The 21,754-nt window shown below is 49.0% G+C and carries 10 protein-coding genes; all 10 read left to right on the top strand.

Features of this window, described 5'->3' with window-relative positions:
* The first annotated feature begins 89 nt into the window (after positions 1-89).
* The 10 genes from RT717_RS21920 to nuoB all read left to right on the top strand — a co-directional run bounded on the left by RT717_RS21920 (position 90) and on the right by nuoB (position 21,740).
* A complete protein-coding gene (locus tag RT717_RS21920; protein ID WP_317488493.1) occupies positions 90-12,575 on the top strand; it encodes an IPT/TIG domain-containing protein in 12,486 nt (4,161 codons plus the stop codon).
* A 162-nt stretch (positions 12,576-12,737) separates the two neighbouring features.
* A complete protein-coding gene (panB, locus tag RT717_RS21915; RefSeq protein WP_317488492.1) occupies positions 12,738-13,559 on the top strand; it encodes a 3-methyl-2-oxobutanoate hydroxymethyltransferase in 822 nt (273 codons plus the stop codon).
* A 19-nt stretch (positions 13,560-13,578) separates the two neighbouring features.
* Complete coding sequence (locus RT717_RS21910; protein ID WP_317488491.1) at positions 13,579-14,070, top strand: hypothetical protein; 492 nt, start codon at positions 13,579-13,581, stop codon at positions 14,068-14,070.
* An 82-nt stretch (positions 14,071-14,152) separates the two neighbouring features.
* Positions 14,153-14,551, top strand: a complete 399-nt coding sequence (locus RT717_RS21905) for a hypothetical protein (protein ID WP_317488490.1) — start codon at positions 14,153-14,155, stop codon at positions 14,549-14,551.
* Positions 14,552-14,690: 139 nt separating this feature from the next.
* Positions 14,691-15,239 (top strand): LemA family protein, encoded by a 549-nt coding sequence (locus tag RT717_RS21900; RefSeq protein WP_317488489.1) that lies wholly within the window; start codon positions 14,691-14,693, stop codon positions 15,237-15,239.
* 3 nt (positions 15,240-15,242) lie between these two features.
* Positions 15,243-17,147: a DUF2207 domain-containing protein gene (locus tag RT717_RS21895; protein WP_317488488.1), complete on the top strand. Its 1,905-nt coding sequence runs from the start codon at positions 15,243-15,245 to the stop codon at positions 17,145-17,147.
* 307 nt (positions 17,148-17,454) lie between these two features.
* Positions 17,455-19,686, top strand: a complete 2,232-nt coding sequence (locus RT717_RS21890) for an NADP-dependent isocitrate dehydrogenase (protein WP_317488487.1) — start codon at positions 17,455-17,457, stop codon at positions 19,684-19,686.
* A 215-nt stretch (positions 19,687-19,901) separates the two neighbouring features.
* Entirely contained in the window at positions 19,902-20,534 is a 633-nt protein-coding gene (locus RT717_RS21885) for an LON peptidase substrate-binding domain-containing protein (protein WP_317488486.1), read from the top strand.
* Between the two features lie 157 nt (positions 20,535-20,691).
* Positions 20,692-21,204, top strand: a complete 513-nt coding sequence (locus RT717_RS21880; protein WP_317488485.1) for an NADH-quinone oxidoreductase subunit A — start codon at positions 20,692-20,694, stop codon at positions 21,202-21,204.
* Complete coding sequence (gene nuoB / locus RT717_RS21875) at positions 21,204-21,740, top strand: NADH-quinone oxidoreductase subunit NuoB (RefSeq protein ID WP_317488484.1); 537 nt, start codon at positions 21,204-21,206, stop codon at positions 21,738-21,740. The genes RT717_RS21880 and nuoB overlap by 1 nt, the downstream gene beginning before the upstream one ends.
* Positions 21,741-21,754: the final 14 nt, after the last annotated feature.

The following is a 21,754-nucleotide window of genomic DNA, read 5'->3' as shown; positions in this document are numbered from 1 at the left end:
AATATACCCCGAAGACGGTATTTCGGACGGTCTTGGCCCGGTCTAATTTTATGGTGTCAAAATCCAATTAGACTGAAAGACCTGATCAAATGAAAGTTGTCATACAGATTTTTACCATTGCGACCCTACTTTTTTCTTCAATGTCTGCCCGGGCGTTAAGTGCCGAAAACTTTTCCTCGTCTGACTTAAATACCCACAATTCTACAGTTGCCCTGTTCACAGGAGAGGGCATAGTAACTGGTTCTGCAACAAGTTCTTTCAACAGCGGATTTGATTTCTCAAGGGAAGAAACTGCGGGCAAGGAGGATGATGCCGATTACCTTGTCGACTTTGTATTTGTGAGTAATGAAGGAGTGAACCTCGGTAATGAGGGAAGCACTTCGCTTAGCTCCACTGGTAGACGGTTTTTGCTTATAGGCACTGGAGATATCGAATCGGTCACAGAAGTGGCGGAAAGAACCAATGCTTCACCCTGGGTGACAGTGTCATGGGATTGGCCTGACGGAACACAGGGCGCTCCCATTTCAGTAGGGCAGCTGTGGGGAGTATACACACGTGAAGGCCATTATGCCCTAATGGAGATCACAGGTCTTCCTGATGGTGGATTTGGCACTTCTTTTACATTCGACTACAAATATCAGCCTGATGGGAGCAGGTTTTTTGATGGCGGTGGTTCTTCCGCTCCGGAGGTTGTTGTGACCTCACCAACATCAGCCTCCAATTGGGAAATAGGCACCACCCAATTCATCACCTGGGAAAGCAACAACGTCGACGCCGCTTCGGGTAGCGCAGGCGGGGTTAACCTTTACTACAATACCGGTTCGGGTGATGTGGTGATTGCCGAAAATGTGGATTCTCCTGACGGAGAAAACAGTTATGAGTGGACGGTGACGGGTTCGGCTGTGTCAACTGCCCAGGTTAGAGTGGAGGCAGACCAGGATGCGGGCGTGTTTGACCTATCCGACGAATTTACTATTTCTCCGCAGGGGGATATTACAATTTTGTCGCCCGTCGGCGTTGAGGAGAAGAAGTTTGGTCAGGCTTTGACAATTACGTGGACAAACAATAGCACGTTCACTCAAAATGATTTGTACTACCTGTACTATAGCAAAGACGGGGGCTCGCAAATTCAAATTACTGCGAATTACGGGTATGCGTTATCGCCGAGTGGCAATCAGAACAGCTACAGCTGGACCATCCCCGATTTTGGTAACGATGATGACAGTCAGGTAACCGTTCGTGTGTGGAACTCTACAAGAAATGTGGAAGCCACCACAGGTGCTTTCAGGGTATACTATGAGCCATCGGTGACAATTAGTTCACCGACTGGTACAGAGGAGAAGAAGTTTGGTGAGACCCAGACGATCACATGGAGTAATGGAGATAACCTCTCCAGCGACCTTTACTACCTGTACTATAGCAAAGACGGGGGCTCGCAAATTCAAATTACTGCGAATTACGGGTATGCGTTATCGCCGAGTGGCAATCAGAACAGCTACAGCTGGACCATCCCCGATTTTGGTAACGATGATGACAGTCAGGTAACCGTTCGTGTGTGGAACTCTACAAGAAATGTGGAAGCCACCACAGGTGCTTTCAGGGTATACTATGAGCCATCGGTGACAATTAGTTCACCGACTGGTACAGAGGAGAAGAAGTTTGGTGAGACCCAGACGATCACATGGAGTAATGGAGATAACCTCTCCAGCGACCTTTACTACCTGTACTATAGCAAAGATGGGGGCTCGCAAATTCAAATTACTGCGAATTACGGGTATGCGTTATCGCCGAGTGGCAATCAGAACAGCTACAGCTGGACCATCCCCGATTTTGGTAACGATGATGACAGTCAGGTAACTGTTCGTGTGTGGAACTCGACAAGAAATGTGGAAGCTACCACAAGTGCATTCAGGGTGTATTACGAGCCATCAGTGACAATTAGTTCACCTGTTGGCACAGAGCAGAAGAAATTTGGTGAAACCCAGACGATCACCTGGAGCAACGGAGATCAGCTGTCCAGCGACCTTTACTACCTGTACTATAGCAAAGACGGAGGTTCACAAATTCAAATCACGGCTAACTACGGCTATGCACTATCGCCCAGTGGTAATCAGAACAGCTACAGCTGGACCATTCCCGACTTTGGCACTGATGACGACAGTCAGGTAACGGTTCGTATGTGGAACTCGACACGAAATGTGGAGGCCACCAGTACTGCATTCAGGGTGTATTACGAGCCGTCCATTTCTATTCTGACCCCAGCAGGAGGAGAATCGTTTCCGCAAAGTTCTCAAAGAACAATTAGCTGGCATATTGGGGACGCCAAGACGTCCGATCTGTACTATCTGTATTATAAGGTTAATGATGGGGCGGATGTATTTATAAATGCTATCTACGGTTACCAGCTTACAGCCATCGATAACGGGTATAGCTACAACTGGACTGTGCCTGCCATCACTGGGTCTAATGTAAAAATTAAGGTGGCCAATAGTACCAGGGCTGTCGATGACGTATCTGCTGCCTTCACCGTCTGTGCCGTTTGTGCTCCGGTTACTCTCAACAGCCCCAATGGTGGTCAGACCCTAATGGTCAGCAATGAGACAACTATTTCCTGGTCTCTTTCCAGTACCTGGAATAACTCCGACAATATTGTACTAAGCTACAATGCCGGCGCTGGCGATCAAACCATTTTTTCCGGATTATACTCCGCCGTGCCAGGCAACTCCTACACCTGGACGGTACCCGACGATGTGAGTTCAGAAGTAAAGGTGAAAATCACCAACACAACCACTGCAGAGTCCGACGAAAGTGACAGCTTTTTCAGTATCGTGCCCATACCGGTTCGTTCAGTCGAATTTTCCAGTCCGTCAGGTGATGTGGTGTACCTCGGTGGATCGGTGGCCGTCGAGTTTTTGCCTTCGGAAATAGCGGGAAGTGATGTGCTTACTTTTGAGCTGTCGACCAACGGCGGCGTGAGTTTCCCTTACACGATACAAACTGGGGCACTGAATACCCTGGACAATATTGCCGGGTCATATTTCTTCGATTTTGTGCCGTCCAACTCTTCGTTTGTTTCTGAGTCCTGCATGATCAGGGCCAAATATGAGTCCACTGTGCTGGGAACTTCAGATGTATTTTTCATAGCCAGTCCCGCTATCTACAATTTGGCGGTCAGCTACCCTCAGGAAGGGGAGAATGTACTCGTTTATGACCTTCCCGTCGATATCACCTTTACAAACGACGGCCTCAGCACCTTCGACCTCTACTATGTGGTGCCCGGCCAGTCGCAGGTACTCATTGAGGACGCTATCGACATTTCTGCTGACTTTGACGTGACCTATAGCTACACCCCGGATTTTGTGGGTGAGAATGCCAAATTCAGAATCGTTGGTGGAGGCCAAACCATCGAAACAGAAACATTTGACGCAGTATATCCAGTGGTGGCTACTGATGAAGGATACGACCCTGTCAGCCTTATAGACTTTGGTATCAGGCAAGCCAGCACGACAACGGTGTTGTCTTATCTGCTGAATGTGACCAACGTTGGCGTAACTGTCACTTCAACTAACCCAGACGATTTTGAGATTTCGCTGAGTGAAGGTTCAGGCTTTACAAACAGTTTGGTAATAGCACCTCAAGCAGGCATCAGGAGCATTCCTGTGTATGTCAAGTTTGCCCCAGCCACCAATAACGGTGCGCTTTCGCAGGGCATCTTAAGAAACCGATTTGTCGATTCCAATCTGTCGAATATTGATATCGATGTAAATGTGCAGGGCAGAGCGGCAACCTCCGGGCCTTCACTGGTGCTTTTTGCTCCGGCGAATGCTGCAGAGCTGATCTCAAACAGCGTTACTACAATCAGGTGGGGAAGTACGCTGGTCGATCTGCTCAGCGTTGAGTATTCGCTTGACGCTGGAGCCAACTGGTTCCTGATAGAAGACGACCTGTCTGCATCCTTCACAGAGTTTGATTGGTTGGTTCCCGAAGTTGCCTCACAAACAGATGCCATTATCCGTCTGGTGGATCAGTCAGGCCTGGCGACCATTGCCAGCGCTGAAGTATCAATCCTTCCCGCTCCTTCCATCAGCTCGCTTACGTTGATCAACAGCGCCGCCGATCTTCAAATTGACGGAAGCGGCTTTTCATCTATTGCCAATCACAACCAAATCACCTTCCCTGGTTTCCCGGACATAACTGCCTACCCAACATCGGCTTCGGCCACCCAGCTGGTGGTTGAAGTGCCACAGGGAGCGGTTTCTGGTTTCATCAAAGTAAACGTTTCTGGTAAGGGAACGGCCATTTCTCCCGATCAGCTGGTGCTTTCGGGAATTACGCTAACTCCTGATCAGGGCCAGGTGGGCAACACTATCTTTATCAACGGCAGTGGCATTGATTTCGATGCGGCCACATCTGTTTCTGTAACTTTTACTAATGGCATTTTAGGAGCTGTGGCAGCAACCTCCGTGGTGGTGGAAAGTGCTGATTTGCTTTCGGTAGTGGTTCCATCTGGTGTGGAAGCTACCGGTGCAGTGGAGGTGGATGTAGACGGGACCGTTTACACATCCGCACAGGCGTTTAAAATTCAGTCGATTGATTTCACACCAAAAACGGCGGGAATCTTTGAAACTGTCACCATTTCAGGTGTGAATACGTCATTCCTCAACAACAACACCCAGGTGTTTATCAATGGCCTGGCGGCTACAGCATCCGTCGTTTCAAATACCCAAATCAATGTAACCGTGCCTCAGGGAGCCAGCACCGGCAAGGTGACTGTGAGCACTAACAATGGGTTCTTCGAAGCTACGGGAGACCTGACAGTCGAGCAGCACAAGATCACATCCTTGTCTGCTACCAAAATCACCAAGGGACAATCGCTGGTCATCACCGGAGACAATTTTACGGGAGCCAGCTTAGTAAAGATCAACGGAGAGAGCATTACTTACCAGTATTACTACTTCGGAACGCCGTATTTCACCATAGACTCCGATCAGCAGATTACGGTGCATATTTCGCCGTCTTCCATTGCGGGTACCGGAAAGGTGAGCATAACCAAAGGAGGTGTGGACGTAGAAAGTACTGAAGACCTGACAGTCATTCCAGCCATTACCTCTTTAAGCACACTTCAGGCGGCGCCGGGTGCACAGGTGACGATCTATGGCTCGTACTTCAGTGGCGTCGACAACACGGTGTATTTCAACCAAAATAAGCCTGCGGCAATTGTTTCACAAAGCACTTCCTCAATTACAGTCATCGTACCTCAGGACGCTATTGATGGCTCAGTAACTGTAGTGAATAATGACGTATCTCAGCAAGGTGTGTCTTCTGCCAGCTTCGACGTGGTGGCAGCACCGGTGTTTACGAGTTTCTCGCCGTTGAAAGCCGCTTCCGGACAGGTGGTGACCATCACTGGGCAGAACTTCCAGAGCCCGGCGCCGAGCAATTTGGTGGTCAATGGGAACAGCGTCACGTTCAGTGTAGTTGACAACAACACCATGCAGTTTACAGTCCCAACCTGGGTGTATGGAGCCGGGAAAGTTGAAATAACAAAAGGCGGAGTTACCGTGGAAGGGCCACAGCAGTTTACTGTTTTGCCAAAGATCACCTCATTTACCCTGGCCACCGGAGCCGTGGAGGGAGCGAGTGTATCCATTTCTGGCACAGGCTTTAATCCGACTGCTTCCAACAACCTCGTCACGTTCTATAACAACAAGCAGGCGAACATTTCCAGCGGAAGCAGCACCTCTCTGAACGTAACAGTCCCGGTTGGGGCTGTCACTGGTAAATTGAGAGTGACCAATCAAAGCATCCTGGAGAGCGGCGAGAGCGCTAACGATTTTATCGTCGTTCCTCATGCGATCATTTCATCATTTTCCCCGGCAAGTGGCCAGGTCACAAAAACAGAGGTGACTATTACCGGCGAGCATTTCAGTAGTCCGGCCGTTTCCGCTGTCAGGTTCAGCGGCACTAACGCTACTTTCAATGTGGTCTCAGACACTGAGATCAAGGCTACGGTACCTTCCATCTTCAACAATGGAGTCATCAGCATTACCAGGGCAGGTGAAACAATCCAGTCAGCCAATAATTTTGAAATTGCCCCCGACATCACGAGCCTTTCCGCTTCGACGCTTGCATCGGGCGCCACGCTCAACATTGGGGGTACTTTCCTCAATTCCGTTTCGCAGGTAAAGGTCGGCAGCAATGTTGCCACCATCACAAGCAACAGCAATTACTACGGTGTTTCTATCACAGTGCCAACGATGACACCTGGCAACTACAAAGTTACAGTGACGAAAAACGGTCTGAGCGATGAAAGTGATGCAGAGCTGACAGTTGTTGCACCGCACACGATCACTAGCTTCACTCAGGTAGCAGGGTTGAACCAGGATGTGACGATCACAGGCACTAACTTTGCCTCGCCTGCAGTTACGTCTGTGACGCTCAACGGCGTGTCTGCTGCTATTCAGTCGGCCACAGCCACGCAGCTCGTCGTGAAAGTGCCCAACAGCATGAACTTCGCAGGTCAAGGCAAGGTAGCCATCACCCGAGCCGGACTGACCATCCAGAGCACTTCCGACTTCTACGTCCGGCATGGTATTTCCACCACATTCAATACCCAGAATTATGTGGTGGATCAGCAGATTACCGTTTCAGGGAACAACTTCTACTACCCTTCAGTCAGTCAGGTAAAGGTGAATGGCGTGAATGCGACCTTCTCAATTGCAGGCGATGGTTCACTGAGCGTGACCATTCCCAACGCCGTGGGTACGGGAAAGGTAGAAGTGATCAAACCGGGTCCTGTGGGCACGGTGGAAAGCACAACCGATATTACAATAGTGCCGAGAGCGGTACTTAGTTCCTTCAGCCCGACGATTCAGGCGATCGGCGGAACAGTGACACTGACCGGCCAGAACTTCACCAGCCCGGCGGTCTCTTCCGTCATCATCAACAATACTTCAGTAAGTTCATTTACAGTCAATAGCGCCACAGAAATAACGGCCACGGTGCCCAATATTTCCAATTTCAATACGCAGGGTAATGTGCAGATTACCAGAGCAGGCCTCACTCAGTCGCTGGGCACATTTACCGTGAAGCATACTTTTGGCAGCTTATCGGCGTCAACAGTCACTGCAGGGGCTTCAGTGACAGTCAGCGGCACATTTTTTACCACACCATCCGCTACCGTGACTCTTGGCGGCACAAGTGTTTCGGTGTCGTCCATCAACGCCAATAGTCTTACTTTTACTGTGCCGACTAATACCACGCCAGGCAGCCACGAAATAGTCCTTACCAGGTTGGGTGAACAAGTGTCTGCTGGCAACATCACTGTGTTGGCGCCACATACCATCGCCTCACTTGACAGTGACAGAAAGGGAAAATCGGAGTCGCTGACTATTACCGGCACTAATTTCGATAACACCCCTCAGGTTTATCTCAACGATGTGTTGGTAAGCTCAACGGTTAACAGCAGCAGCGAAATTAGTCTTACAGTTCCGTCCAACATTACCGGGGGTACTGTTGCGCTTAAAATTCTGAGAGGAGGGCTGACCGCATCAGCGTTTGACGGATCTAACGTAGATTTCTCAGGCACAGCTCAGTTCTACATGAAGCCGTCGGTAACTACAGATGTTGCAGCTTCCACCTACGTTATCGGGCAAACTTTGACGCTTAGCGGTAGCAACTTCTCTTCTCCTGGTGTCAATTCGGTGGTGCTCATCGATGGAGGCAATGAAACAACCGCCCAAAGCACCGTGCTGAGTGACAACGCTCTGCAGTTGGTACTGACGGCCCAAAGCGGCCCGTCCCTGACGGCTACCAGCTACGATGTGAAGCTGGTGAAGACGGTAACAAGCGCAGAAGGTAATATTGAGGTGACACTTGCCAGTCAGCTGACACTCGATGATCAGGCGACCATTACTGAGATTGCCGAGGCAAGTGCCCCGGCCGGCACTTTTGTCACTATCACAGGGTCTGGCTTTACCGCCCCCAATGTTACTTCTGTGAAAATAAACGGTGCCTTAGTAGGCGTTGGCAACTTCACTGTCGACGATGACAATACCATCACGGCCAAAGTGCCTATGGCGGCGGCGGCTTACGCTGATGGTACGGCTAACAATATCGAACTCATCCGAGGCGGTCTCACCATTTTCGCAATGGACGAATTTGTGGTGGAGCAGCAGATTACCGGCTTCCTCAAGTCGGACTTCAGCAGCATTAATCCAGCCACTGAGAGAGTGGTTGAAGGACAGACTGTTTATGTGGAGGGCAATCATTTTGAAAGCCTGGCCAGCATCAGCAGTGTGGCAGTGAACGATGTAGCAGTTACGCCGGTGTTTGTGAATGGCAATAGGTTGCAGATCACAGTGCCGTCCGGTTCGCAAGGTGTCGGGAAAGTGGCCGTTACCCGTAGAGGTATTTTGGCAGAAAGTGCCCAGGCGCTGATCGTTTCTCCGGCAGCCAGTATCAATGCAGTCGATCCGGCAGCCAGAATTGCCGGTGGCACGATCACTATCAGCGGAGACCACTTTAGCCTGCCAGATGTAACCACGGTGACCGTCAATGGAGCCACTGCTACTTTTGACATTCTCAATGACGACAATATCAAAGCAACGGTGCCTTCGAATGCTGCGGCGACCGGAAATGTGACGGTGACAAGGGGCGGCGTGACGTCCAATGCAGTTGCTTTCAACGTCGTGCCGAAGATCTTCAGCTTCACCAATACCGGCCTTGAAGGGAGCACAGTGACAATCAACGGCTCCCATTTTGGCTCAACCATTGGCGCCAACGAAGTTTACTTCACAGGGGCGTCTGACTTTGTTCAGGCAACTATTTCCGGTGCCAATAGCAACAGTCTTATCGTGACGGTGCCCGCTGGTACAATCACCGGCCCGATAAAAGTTATCAACACAACTTCTTCTCAGCAGGTGGTGAGCAGCGCTAACTTCAACTTGTTGCCTTCTCCCGGCAGCTTCAGTATCAATCCAGCCAGTGGGCCGGTTGCCTCTCAGTTTACTATCAGCGGCGTCAATATGAATGGGGCCAATGAGGTGAAAGTAAATGGAGTATCTGCCAATTCTTTCACCGTCGACCCTGATGGTACCAGCATTACCGTTACGGTGCCTTCATCAGCAACATCCGGCGATGTGGTCATCAAAAAGGCTGGGCAGTCTTTTACCGCAGGCACATTTAATGTGACACCAAAAGTGACCAGCTTCCCTGCATTGGCTGTGGTAGGCAGCCAGATCACCATCAATGGAAAAACATTTACCGGAGCAACAAGCGTGACAATCAACAGCACCGCTGCTACGATTGACCAGGTCTCTTCTGACTTCGTCAAAGTAACAACGGTTGCGGGAAATGTTGGTATTGGCAACATAGTGGTGACCACGCCTTCGGGTTCAGGAACCAGCAGCAGTACCATCGAAATAAAGGGCCAGCCGTCGATTGCGAGCTTTAGCCCTGTGTCGGGTGGCTCAGGTGATGTGGTGACCATTTCGGGCGCCAATCTGTCAACAGTGACCTTCGTGAAATTCAATAATACTAATGCCTCCTTCACAATCTCCAGCGATAACGAGCTCAGTGCCATAGTGCCTTCGGGAGCTTCGACCGGAAAAATATCGCTGGGATTGGGAGGCATTACCGTACAATCTGTGGGGAACTTCAGCATTGTGCCCAAGATTACCACTTTCACTGCTGCGGCTATCACAGGTGCCACCATTCAGATCAACGGCACTAATTTCAGCGGAGCTACTCAGGTTGCTTTCGCCGGAGCTACGGCCGTGCCATTCTCAGTTTCTGCTAATTCTCTATCGGTAACTGTGCCTGCTGGTGCGGCTACTGGTTCACTTACGGTTACTACCCCTTCGGGCACCTCGGCAGCGACGGCCAATAGTTTTGTAGTGCTTCCTTCCATTTCCTCGGGAGGGTTCTCACCAGCAAAAGGAGCGATAGGTTCTACCTTGACGATAACCGGAACAGGCTTTGTAGACGAAAATGCTTCACAAAATGTGGTGAATTTCAATGGAGGTGTAACTGCTACGGCGAGTGCTGCCACAGCCTCCAGTCTGACTGTGCAGGTGCCGGAAGGCGCCATTACAGGGGCGCTTAACGTAACAGTCAATGGCACCACCACCGGGCCATTTTCAGCGGCGAGCTTTGTTATAGTACCGCAAATTGATGCAGCCGGCCTTTCGATTACGTCCGGTTATGGCGGGGAAAGCTTGACGATCACCGGCAAGGGCTTTAGTTCAATTGCAGCTAACAACGCAGTGAACTTTGGAGGCGGAGTCTCGGCAGTGCCCTTCTCGGCGACGACTACCTCACTGGGTGTCACCGTTCCTGAGGGCTTTGCTACTGGAGCAGTTACTGTAATGTCGTCAAGTGAGGAAAGCGCACCGAGTACGCAGATTTTCACAAGAAAATCAGTTTTGGTTACGGCACCAAATGGCGGGGAGATAGTCAACTTGGGTGAGGTGTACCAAATCACGTGGACATCGACCGGCCTCGACGACGCTACGCCATTGACTATTGGCTACTCTACAGATGGCGGAACCAGCTACACTGAAATTGCTACAGGTGTTGTGGGCGACTTCTCAGGTACATTCGATTGGGCTCCCGAGGGCGAATCTACTACTACCGCCAGAATTAAGGTGACAGTAGATGGCGATAAGGCGTTTGATGAAAGTGATGATGACTTTACCGTAAGAATCAAGCCACTGCTTGCTGTGGTGTACCCTAACGGAGGAGAAACAGTTCGCTTCGGGAAGCCTGCGCAAATTGAGTTTACTACCGAAGGGCTTGATGCTACCACCTCTCTGTTGTTCGAGTACTCTCTTGATAATGGAACAACCTACCAGCAGCTGGGTTCCGGTACGATCGAAGAACTGATGGGCGTATACGATCTGGTGATGGAAGAGGCATTCAGCGATGAGGCACTTGTCAGGATCAGTACGGAGACTGGGGAGTCAGTAAGCGATGTGTCTGACGAAGTTTTCACAGTGTTGCCAAAGCCTGTGCTGGCTATCACAAGTCCAACTGAGGGGGAGACCTTGTTTATCGGCGAATCACATGATGTGACCTGGACCGCACAGTACCTGCTCGATTCGGATGAGCTGGAGCTGTTTTACTCAGCTGATAACGGCACAACATTTAGCTCAAAAGGAACCGGGCTTGCTTCGGAACTCGCCGGGAAAATGACCGTAACAATAGAAGCTCCCGTCTCTCAGGAAGCCCAGTTCAAGCTAGCGAATGCTGGCAATAACGTTTCGGCAATTTCAGCAACGTTCAGCATCGCACCTGCTCCATCCATCGTCGTCACTGCCCCGGAAAGCGGTGAGATACTTGCTGGTGGAGTGGAGAAGCAAGTTACGTGGACGACTACCTCTGTTGACCCGGATGCCGAGCTTGTGGTGGAGTATTCAGCTGATGGCGGAGCCACATATGAATCCCTGACCTCGGGAACAGCCTCCGCCCTGAATGGCTCGTTCGATTGGAGTGTGCCTAACGCAGCCACAGCCAATGGATTTGTGAGAGTGAGAACAGCAGATGGTACAGTGAGCGATACCAACGACGAAGCCTTCGTTATTCAGGCCCAGGTAACCAGCCTGAGTATTTCAGGGCTGCTGGTGACACCAGGCGGATCCGCCGTGAATGTGGTTGAGGTGCTTCTTTACAAAGCCAATGCGGCTGGCGGCTGGGATATTGTGAGCACTGACGAGTTGCAACTGGCAGAAAACAGGAACACATTCAGTTTTGTCAATCTTGAGGCGGCCGATTACCTGATATTTGCTAAACCCGACCGGGCAAGGTTCCCTAACCTGAGAAATACCTGGTTTGGTAATACACTTCTTGTGAGGGAGGCCGTCACCCTTTCGCTTACAGCCAGCCGGAGTGATGTTGACATAGAAGTAGTGGAGGTGGCGCCTGCACCCACGGGACGTGGCGTTGTGAAAGGCAGGCTGGTCAACACCAGCGGCAACAGTCGGGTAAGTGGCCTGGAGATTGGCAGGATTCTGGACGACGGAGACCCACTCGCTGGCGTGACGGTCAATCTGCTTAATGCTACGACAGGTGCTTATGTGACAGACGCAGAAACCGACGAGAATGGCCTCTTTACAATGACAGGCTTGGTGGTTGGCCAGTACAGGCTAAGCGTGGAATTGGCAGGCGTGCCGATGGATTTTGGCTCGGCAGTCATTGATCTGGTGAATGAAACTGACCAGGTGGCGTTGACAGCCATTGTCACAGAGGACGGGACGGTGCTGGTGCGGATTGATGAAGTAGTTGCCGGGATAAACGATCCGTTGGTTGTCGAAAAGCTGGTAGCCTACCCAATGCCTGTGCAAAATGAGCTGACCCTTGAAGTTTCAAACAAAAAGGCAGGAGATTTAAAATTCGTCATTTTCAATCTGGCGGGCTTGCAAGTTTTTGAGTCCCAGCTTTTGAAAGCTGACAAAGGAGACCACCAGTGGATTTTCGATGTCTCCCATCTGAAAAACGGCATGTACATGGGTAAGTTCGTAAGAGCCGAAATGAATGAGATTTTACCCTATCAAGTCAAGGTAATGATTGCAAAATAGGTCACAACAACAGTTTTCGGCAACAACCCCTTCCTCCTGAGCACTATCAGGTTGGTTGGGGTTTTTGTTTTTTTAAACTATTTGCATCCTATATTTTGTTAAGAGGAAATCAAATTTCTTATCGAGAAGGCTTTTCTTTAATTTTCACCCAAAATCAGCAAAATGCCATCAGCCCGTTCCACGAATCTCAAGAAGATAACCACCCATCAGCTTCAGGAAATGAAGAACAGGGGGGAGAAAATAGCCATGCTTACCGCCTATGACTATTCCATGGCCAAAATATTGGACGGCTCAGGGATAGACGTCATTCTTGTTGGAGATTCTGCTTCCAATGTCATGGCGGGCAACGACACCACCTTGCCGATTACACTGGATCAGATGATTTATCATGCCACAAGCGTGGTTCGGGCGGTGGTTCGGGCATTGGTCATTGTCGACATTCCGTTTGGTTCCTATCAGGGCAATTCGACTGAAGCGCTGCGATCGGCGATCAGGATCATGAAGGAGTCGGGGGGCCACGGCGTAAAGATGGAAGGGGGTAGCGAGATCAAGGAAAGCATTGTGAGGGTGCTGAGCGCAGGCGTGCCGGTGATGGGGCACCTGGGTCTAACGCCTCAGTCTATTTTTAAATTTGGCACTTATACCGTTAGGGCCAGGGAAGAAGCCGAAGCACAAAAGCTTATCGAAGATGCTAAGCTGCTGGAAGAAACAGGCTGCTTTGCCATAGTGCTTGAGAAAATCCCGGCCAAACTTGCTAAAAAGGTAGCCGAGGCTGTGAGCATACCCATCATAGGCATAGGCGCCGGGCCTGATGTGGACGGTCAGGTGCTTGTTGTGCACGATATGCTGGGCATCACCAAGGAATTTCAGCCAAGGTTCTTGCGCCGCTATGCCGACCTCGACAGCGTAATGACCTCTGCTGTCGAGAACTACATTGACGATGTGAAAAAGAACGACTTCCCCACGCAGGAGGAGAGTTATTAATTTTCATTAGATTTATAGTATGATATCAATAATATACCCTGAAGGAGACTACTCGTCTTCGGACTTAGCTATCAGGCTTCAAGCATTGGCGCAAAGCCAGGGTAAGAATACTATTTATGTTGTTCCTAAACACCTGGGGAGAAACCCGGAGGCAATATATAAGAAACTGTCCAAGTCAAGCACGGCTTTATTGTTAATGCATGACAAGACTGGATTGGACAAAGGGACAGAGGAAGAGATAAGGTATCTTCTAGGCCGCTCGAAAAACATCCATGCCATTTTGCCTTCGAATGTTGTACTGCCAAAGGATATTGAAAAGAAAATAAATGTTCTGCCCTATGGGGGAGGAACCAACAAGACGTTTGCCGATATTGTGCAGGAAACTGTTCGGCAACTGGAGCCAAAAAACGGCGCAAAGAGTGAAAGCGGGAATGACTTTGCAGTTCTTTTGGCCTTGTTGGCAATGGTTATTCTCTTTATCGGACTTTCGTCAGACGATGGGAATAAGTAGATATCGATCAATACTATTAATTGATAATGACGTCTTAGTAAATCTTTCATTACTTATTGAAGCTGGCAGAAAGGACAGCTTCATGAAAGTAATCTCATTTCTCGCAATTACTTACACGGCTATTTGGATTCCAGCGACAGTTAGATACGAGTTTCTCATTAAGCGCAGGGATAAGAAAAGAAACAGAGTTCTAAAATGGATAATGAAGGAATTTAGTGTAGTTACGCTGTGTCCGATCAAAGTGAGTAAGAAGGAAATAGAGATTTTGGTGGGCAGCAATGACGAGAATGCTGGCGAGGCTGATGCAATAATCCAATGTCAAAAGGCCAAATCGAGTGATAGCTTTGCCTTTTCTGATATTGTCTTCTTTTCAAATGACAAAAAGGCGTTAACCAGAGCGGAAGGCTTTGATATATCTCTTCTAAGATATTCAACTTTCAGAGAGAGAATGTTAGAAGCTGGAATAGAGATTCCCATCTAAAGAAGGGAGGAAGCCTCGTTTTAGGTGTTGAACGTAATCAATCTCTGGTCTTCATCCATGACATTCATCATAGATGATACTCCTGCCTTTTTTCTCTTTCCTCTTTGATGTATATTGAATCAAAAACCAATCCTGATCTATGATTTTTTACATCATCATGGGGGTAGCTGCCGCCCTCTTCCTCTACACCATCAGCGTTTATAATCGGCTAGTTAAGAACAAAAACATGGCCGAAGAGGCCTGGAGCGGCATCGATGTGCAGCTTAAAAAGCGGTACGACCTGATTCCTGCACTCGTAAATACCGTGAAAGGCTATGCCAGTCATGAAAAAGAAACCTTAGAAAACGTGATCAAGTGGCGCAACATGGGTGTCGCTGCCAACACAGTGAAGGACCAGGAAAATGCGGAAGTGGGATTAAGTGCCGTTCTTGGCCGTTTGATTGCCTTGTCCGAAAACTACCCTGACCTGAAAGCCAATGCCAATTTTCAAGACCTTCAAAAGCAGCTTTCCGAGATCGAAAATGCCATTCAATTGTCACGGAGATACTACAACGGGGTAGTCCGTGATCTCAACATCATGATTGAATCGTTTCCGAGCAATCTGGTTGCCTCATCTTTTGCGTTCAGCAAGCGGGATTACTTTGAACTCGACAAAGCCCAGCGGGAAGCCCCTGAAGTAAAATTCTGAACCATGAAGAAGCTGGTAACGCTATTGTTTGGCGGCCTGTTCTTTTCGGGCCTCGCCGCACAGGAAAGCATCATTTCGCCGCATGAAGAGCATGTTATTTCTTATGAAAGTGACATCACGATAAACCCGGACGCCTCCATCGATGTGGTGGAAACGATCAAGGTATATGCGAATGGCAATGATATAAAGAGAGGTATCTATCGGGCGTATCCAACAGAATACACAGATAGTGACGGTTTTTCGATGTCTGTTGGCTTCGAAGTATTAGAAGTGCTGAAAGATGGGGAGAGAGAGCCTTACCACACTGAAGGCAGCAGAAATGGGGAAGTGGTTTATATAGGTCAGGAAAATGTGTTTCTTGAGCCAGGCGAATATACTTACACCATTAAATACCGGTCGGAAAATCAGTTGGGTTTTTTCGACGGTTATGATGAACTCTACTACAACATCAATGGCAATGGCTGGATTTTTCCCATGGGAAAAGTTTCAGCTACTATCCATTTACCGCCTGGTGCGGACATTACTCAATACAGTGGCTATACCGGTTTCGAAGGCGAGGATGGCAAGGACTTCGAGGTGACCGAGGAGGGCAATCAAATCACCTTTACCACGACCCGCCCGTTTCAGGCTTACGAAAACTTAACCATAGCTGTTGCCTGGCCAAAAGGAATAGTCACGGAGCCCGCCCGCCCGCTCAAAGCATTTTACCTGTGGATGGAGGAGTGGTCAACTACTATTAGTGGCTGTGTGCTACTCTTGCTGCTTCTCTACTGGTTCAGGGCCTGGCGCAAGGTAGGTATTGATCCACCAAAAGGTGCAATCATTCCACTCTTCGACCCACCAAAGAACTTCTCTCCAGCCGATTGCTATTTTGTTTATCATGAGCAGTACGGGCAGAAGGCGCTCGCAGCCGACATAGTCGACATGGGGGTGAAAGGGCTCCTTACCATCGACTATAGCGGCAAAAAATTCACGCTGAAGAAAACAATGAATCCCGATTTGAAGTTGGTTTCGGAGGCACAAAGAAAGCTTTTTGATAAGCTTTTTTCCAGCTATCGGACTGAGCTTGTGCTCGAGCAGGCGAACCATAGTGCTATAGGGAGTGCCGTGAGCGCCCACGAAAAGGCCCTTCGTAAAGAGCTTGATGGAATCTACTTCAAAATGAACAGAAGCTACATGTTTATGGCATTCCTGATTACCATTGTTGGCATGCTGGCACTTGTTCCATGGGGGAAGTACGAAACCGGATTTCTCATTTTTATATTGCCGATTCTCAACCTCCCAATTATTGGCCTCGTTGCAGGCACCATTAGTTCGCTAATGACTTATTTGGAAAGGAAATACGGCCTTGGAGTCTTTATTGCGCTGCTCATTTTCACGTTACCCCTGCTCGGAGGTTACATGTATCTGGTGTACGCTTCTCTCATGGACTTATCCGTCGTAGCCATTGTGTTTGGATTTATCCTTGCCAACGGCATGTTTATTTACCTCATTAAGGCTCCCACTGTGGAAGGCCGAAAGGTGATGGATCAGCTGGAGGGGTTACGTTTGTTTATGAAAACAGCGGAAGAGGACAGGTTCAACCGGCTCCAAAGCAAAGGGTCAGCGTTGGAGTTTTTCGAAAAACTACTTCCTTTTTCCATTGCTCTTGGTGTGGAAAACGAGTGGGGCGAGCATTTTGAGTCTTACCTGAAAGCCACGTCGAACGATGGCATGGATTATCACCCAATTTGGTATCACAATGCCTCAATGAGACACTTCAGTAGCAGCACATTTAGTAGCAGCATCAGCTCGAGTTTGACCTCCAACATTAGCAGTTCATCCACTGCGCCTGGAAGTAGTTCAGGCAGTGGGGGAGGTGGCTCGTCGGGTGGCGGCGGCGGCGGCGGCGGCGGCGGTGGCTGGTAAAGTCACCGTCAATCAGCACAGCGTGGTTAAATCAAATACCTTTCGTAATTGAGCTGGGTACACTATCGCCCTTTGGCTGTGAGAAATAGCAAAATTACTGTAATTTGGCGCCGCCGGAGGGAGGGTGATTTCCTCTTGCTTTCAATGGAATAATTTTCAAATGGTGAGTGAACAGAAAGTTATGGGAAAAACGGGATACTTTGGGTTTCGGCGATGTTCACTCGGCCGATTTTTCAATAAACAAGAAAACTAGCAATCATTTACATAAATCGCAGACCAAACTGGTCTTTTGAAACTCAGGAAACAAATGGCAAAACAAGGCAAGATCATTTACACCATTACAGACGAGGCGCCTGCATTGGCTACACATTCATTGTTACCAATCATTGAGGGATTCACGTCGCCAGCGGGTGTTGCAGTGGAGACGAGAGATATATCTCTTTCAGGAAGAATTATTGCAAGCTTCCCGGAAAGGTTGAAAGAAGGACAGCGCATCAATGACGACCTGGCGGAGCTGGGTGAACTTGCCAAAACACCAGAAGCCAACATCATTAAATTACCAAATGTCAGCGCCTCTATGCCACAGCTGGTGGCGGCTATAAAGGAGCTTCAGTCGAAAGGGTACAATTTACCGGACTACCCTGTAGAGCCAAAAAGTGATGAAGAAAAGGACATAAAAGTTCGGTACGGTAAAGTAATGGGCAGTGCGGTAAATCCTGTGCTTCGTGAAGGAAACTCCGACCGAAGGGCGCCACGGGCAGTGAAAGAATACGCCAGAAACAATCCTCATTCAATGGGCAAGTGGGAGTCAACTTCGAAATCCCATGTAGCTTCCATGACAGACGGCGATTTCTATGGAAATGAGAAATCAGTCACCATGAACAAAGCCGGCGTCGTGAAAATAGAACATGTAGCAGCTAATGGCGCCATAACGGTATTGAAGGAGAAATTGGCTTTGCAGGAAGGCGAAGTGATCGATGCTTCGGTGATGAGTGCGAGCAAATTAAGTGCGTTCCTGGAAAAAGAGATTGCTAAAGCTAAAAGTGACGATGTGTTGTTCTCAGTTCACCTGAAAGCAACCATGATGAAAGTGTCTGATCCGATTATTTTCGGCCATGCAGTGTTTGCCTACTTCAAGCCGGTATTTGAAAAGCATGCTGCTACTTTTAAAGAACTAGGGGTAGATCCTAACAATGGAATGGGCGACTTGCTGGCGAAACTAGCGACACTTCCAGCCGATAAAAAGGCTGAAATTGATGCTGATATTAAAGCTTGCTACGACAAGCAGCCTCCTTTGGCAATGGTGAATTCTGACAAAGGGATTACCAACCTGCACGTACCAAGTGACGTGATTATTGATGCTTCGATGCCAGCCGCCATCCGTACTTCTGGCCGTATGTGGGGACCTGATGGAAAGGCAAAAGACACAAAATTTGTGATTCCCGACAGGGCTTATGCCGGTGTTTATGAAGCAGTAATAGAAGATTGCAAAGCCCATGGAGCTTACAACCCAACTACTATGGGTAGTGTGCCAAACGTAGGCTTGATGGCTCAAAAGGCCGAAGAGTATGGCTCTCACGATAAAACTTTTCTGATTCCTGCTGCTGGAAAAGTGAAGGTAGTAGCTGCTGATGGCAGCACCCTGATTGAGCACGCAGTGGAGGTTGGCGATATCTGGAGAATGTGCCAGGCAAAAGATGCGCCGATTCAGGATTGGGTGAAACTGGCCGTAACCCGGTCTAGGCTGTCCAATACTCCGGCAGTATTCTGGCTGGATAAAAATCGTGCGCACGACGCTGAGTTGATCAAGAAAGTAAACACTTACCTCAAAGATCACGACACCAAAGGTTTGGAGATTAAAATTATGTCGCCTGTAGAGGCTACGAAGTTCTCAGTGGAACGCATCAGAAAAGGTCTGGACACCATTTCTGTGACTGGCAACGTACTGCGTGATTACCTCACCGACTTGTTCCCGATTTTAGAGGTTGGTACCAGTGCGAAGATGCTTTCTATCGTGCCATTGATGGCTGGAGGAGGGCTGTTCGAAACAGGAGCTGGCGGTTCAGCGCCCAAGCACGTGCAGCAGTTCAACGAAGAAGGTCACCTGCGCTGGGACTCCCTGGGTGAATTCCTTGCTTTGGCGGCTTCATTGGAGCATTTGAGTATTGCTACAAGTAACCCTCGTGCACAGGTTTTGGCGGATACATTAGATGCCGCTACGTCCAAGTTTTTGCAGGAAAACAAATCACCCTCTCGTGATGTGAATGAGATTGACAACCGTGGCAGCCATTTCTACCTGGCCATGTACTGGGCAGAAGCCATGGCCGCTCAGGACAAGGACGCAGAACTGAAATCCATTTTTACCGGGGTTTATAAGAGCCTCAGCGAAAATGAAGCTAAGATCAACAAAGAGTTGTTGGCAGCACAAGGTTCGCCTGTTGACATTGGCGGTTATTACAAGCCTGATGAGGCTTTGACATTTGCAGCCATGCGCCCAAGTGCTACGCTGAATGCCGTTGTGGATGGTTTGAAGAAGTGATTGAATATTGGGTTGCTGGTTAGCTGGTAACAAAATTCATAAAGATGTCAGGATTATCTAAGGTTGATGATCCTGACTTTTTGTTTTAACTGGCAACGACGGTCTGTGTTGAGATAACAGAATGCTTTTCTAACGGTTATATAAAAACCGGCGTATGTTACTGAGTTTTTTATTTTGTGAACCCTTTTGTATGTTGACGCATTCTACCAACTGAGATGATCGAAAAGGAACTTCCATTATTTCCACTCAACCTGGTTGCCTACCCCGGCGAGGAGCTGAACCTGCACATTTTTGAGCCAAGGTACAGGCAGCTTATCACGGAGTGCGTCAATAACAACACTACTTTTGGCGTGCCCTCTTACGTACTCAGCAAAATCGAATATGGAACTGAGGTGAGAATTGTGAAGCTGGAGAAAACGTACGATGATGGGAGGATGGATGTGCGAACCGTTGGTATGGGTATTTTCAAAGTCCTCGACTTTGTAAGCCCGTGGCCAGGCAAATTGTATGCCGGGGGCACGGTGGAAATGATAAAGGCCGACCACGACGGCGACGTGGTTTTACAGGAAGAACTGTTTAAGCTGGCCAACGACCTTTTTGAATGGCTGGGGATGGAAGGGCTTGTGAAATTTGACCAAAAAATGCTCACCTATGCCATTGCTCACAAGATAGGCCTGAGCAAAGAGCAGGAATACGAGCTGCTGAAGACCACGTCTGAGAAGAAGAGGCAGGAGTTCCTTATTAACTACCTGAAGCTAACAATCCCGATTGTTAAGCAAATGGAGCAGGCCAAAGACCGCATTCGCCAGAACGGTCATTTCAAACACCTCGACGCTCTCGATTTCTAGAGAATAACTTTAAAAAGGAACGTCACGCCTGCGACGGCAGGCACCTCGGCTAATTACCTGCACACGCCAATGGGAACGAAGATTTTCCGACCAGTTCAATCCATTATTTTAGTGCATCATTGGTCTGCATCAGTTACTTTAGCATAAAAAGACCTCTATGCCCGAGCTTTCAGGATTTGGCACCATACTTTTATTCATTATCGGAGGCTTCGTCTTCGTGTTACTTTCCGTGGGCTTTGCTATGCTGGTCAGGCCCAATAGGCCCAATGTGGAAAAGCTTACCACCTACGAATGTGGCGAGGATCCATCGACGAGTGCCTGGGGCAAATTCAATGTCCGATTCTATATAGTTGCACTTATTTTTCTTTTGTTCGAAGTAGAACTGGTCTTTCTTTTCCCATGGGCAACCGTTTTTGGGCAAAAAGAACTCGTCGACGCTACTGGTGGACTATGGGGCTGGTTTGCGCTAGGAGAAATGACGATCTTCGTTTTGATACTGGCACTTGGGCTTGTGTTCGCCTGGGCCAAGGGATACCTCGAGTGGGAGAGGCCAGTTGTGGAAGCTACCCGGATGGATTCAAAAGTACCGAACGAACTATATGATGCAGTGAGCAAAACAGTCAAAGAAGCCCGGTCGGTGACTCGGGTGATAAAGGAGGAGACAGTGTAATGGGACTACTAGACCAACAGTTAGGGCAAGGCGGAGTGATTATCACCAGAGTGGATGACCTGATCAACTGGGCCAGGCTTTCATCCATTTGGCCTATGGGGTTTGGGCTGGCATGCTGTGCCATCGAAATGATGGGCTCCATGGCCTCCAACTACGACCTCGACAGACTCGGAGTTTTTCCAAGACCTTCCCCACGGCAATCCGATGTGATGATAGTGGCGGGCACTGTTACCTTTAAAATGGCCGACAGAGTGCGACGCTTGTACGAGCAAATGGCTGAGCCACGCTATGTAATTTCAATGGGCTCATGCTCCAACTGCGGCGGGCCTTACTGGGAGCATGGCTACCATGTAGTAAAAGGGGTCGATCGCATCATTCCAGTGGACGTTTACGTGCCCGGGTGCCCCCCAAGGCCAGAAGCATTGATTGGTGGCATATTGAAACTTCAGGAAAAAATAAGAGGTGAAAGCTTGATGGCTCCTGCGGCACTTGAAAGACTGATGGCGAAAAAAGCTGAGAAAGCAGCGCAGGCTTAACCGAGGCAATGAGT

It is taken from the genome of Imperialibacter roseus (assembly GCF_032999765.1).
GTDB classification, from domain to species: Bacteria; Bacteroidota; Bacteroidia; order Cytophagales; family Cyclobacteriaceae; genus Imperialibacter; species Imperialibacter roseus.
This window is presented reverse-complemented; position numbering and strand designations above follow the sequence as displayed.